This window comes from Methanobrevibacter sp. (genome assembly GCF_045644645.1).
GTDB lineage: Archaea > Methanobacteriota > Methanobacteria > Methanobacteriales > Methanobacteriaceae > Methanocatella.
Genome location: NZ_JAZRHE010000090.1, coordinates 1 through 1,769 on the forward strand (window position 1 = coordinate 1; position 1,769 = coordinate 1,769).

1 protein-coding gene is annotated in these 1,769 nt (G+C 31.4%); it reads left to right on the forward strand.

Going from position 1 to position 1,769, the window contains the following annotated elements; genetic code table 11:
• The first annotated feature begins 419 nt into the window (after window positions 1-419).
• On the forward strand, window positions 420-1,694 hold the full coding sequence (locus ACKI4K_RS05285; protein WP_407422990.1) for an ATP-binding protein: 1,275 nt from the start codon (window positions 420-422) through the stop codon (window positions 1,692-1,694).
• Window positions 1,695-1,769 lie beyond the last annotated feature (75 nt).

Sequence of the window (1,769 nt, forward strand, 5' to 3'; positions counted from 1 at the left end):
CTGGTTTGAGAATCAATATATCTTGGCTCATTGACTTCCTTTACAACATCACCCCTTTAACATCCCGACCAGCAACAGTGGATCCGGATTATGCAACTTCTGGTTCTTTTTCACCAGCTTCATGTTACTGTTGGCGCAACACACTTTAAATTATCTACTACTTTTTTGTAATATTGTTTTATAATTAACGTACAAATATTACTTACCAAATGCCCTCACACTAACAACATATCAATGAAATACTAAAGTAAACATTAAGATGGCAACTATTGGCGATTAATTATATTTACAAAAGTCTCCAATGAAAAACTCCAAAAGTCTATAATGAAAATATCAAAAAGTATATAATAAAAAACTCCAAAAGTATATAATAAAAAACTCCAAAAGTCTCCAATTATAAAAATAATAAGTTGATTGAAATGGAAAGAAAATACTTAAAACGTTACATGGATGATGATTTAGAAAGATATCTAAGAATGATTGGTGCAGTATTAATAGTTGGACCAAAATGGTGCGGTAAAACAACAACTGCAGAAAGACATGCTCAAAGCATGATAAAATTACAAGATCCTAAACGAAAGGAAACATATAAAATATGGGCTGAATTTGATCCAGACAGATTATTGGAGGGAGATAAACCAAAATTAATAGATGAATGGCAGATGGCACCTATCCTATGGGATGCGGTCCGAAATAGTGTTGATGAAATAGGAGGCGAAGGATTATACATTCTAACCGGCTCAACCGTTGTTGATGAATCAAAAATAATGCATTCAGGCACTGGAAGAATACACAGAGTCCTAATGAGACCAATGAGCCTATATGAAAGCCTGGAATCAAATGGCAAAATATCCTTAATGGAATTATTCGACAATCCTAATTTAGATATTAATGGAATAACTTCAGATTTGACAATTGATGAGTTAATATTTGCTGCATGCAGAGGAGGATGGCCAGAATCTGTTGTGAAAAAAGATAAAGAAGCACAATTATTTGTTGCAAAATCATATGTTCAAAATATTTGCAATACCGATATTTCCGCAATTGATGGAGTAAAAAGAAATCCAGATAAAGTGAGAAGCCTCTTAAAATCCCTTGCAAGAAATAATTCAACACTCGTTAATGATAAAACAATAATGGCAGATGTTAATGTAAATGAAAAAATGAGCAATGGCACATATTACTCTTATATCAAAGCATTGAAAGACTTATTCGTTATAGAAGAAATAAGAGGATGGTCACCAGACATCAAATCAAAAACTTCAATGAGATCAAGAAACAAAAAGATATTTATAGACCCTTCAATCGCAATTGCTTCATTAAAAATGAGTCCCGAATCATGTGCTGATGATTTATTTTTGTTCGGATTTTTATTTGAAAATCTCTGCATTAGGGATTTAAGCATTTATACAAGTCCATTAGATGGAAATATCTATTACTATCATGACAAATCGGATATTGAAATTGATTGTGTTGTGCATTTGAATGATAATAGATATGCATTAATTGAATGTAAATTAGGTAGTGAAAAAATTGATGAAGGTGCAAAAAACTTATTGAAAATCAACAAATTAATAGAAAAAAATGATGATCTAAACAACCCAAGTTTTTTAGCTGTTTTAACTGGAGGAGAAGTTGCATATACTCGTCCAGATGGTGTTAAAGTAATTCCAATAGGTTGTCTTAAACAATAGATGAAAAAACAACTACATTAATTTAGTTTGTTTGTCAATATAACTAGGTTCATTGACTTCCTTTACAACATCACT

Excerpts from the sequence above, each read along its gene's own strand:
- ACKI4K_RS05285 (WP_407422990.1), top strand. The coding sequence starts at position 420 with ATGGAAAGAAAATACTTAAAACGTTACATGGATGATGATTTAGAAAGA.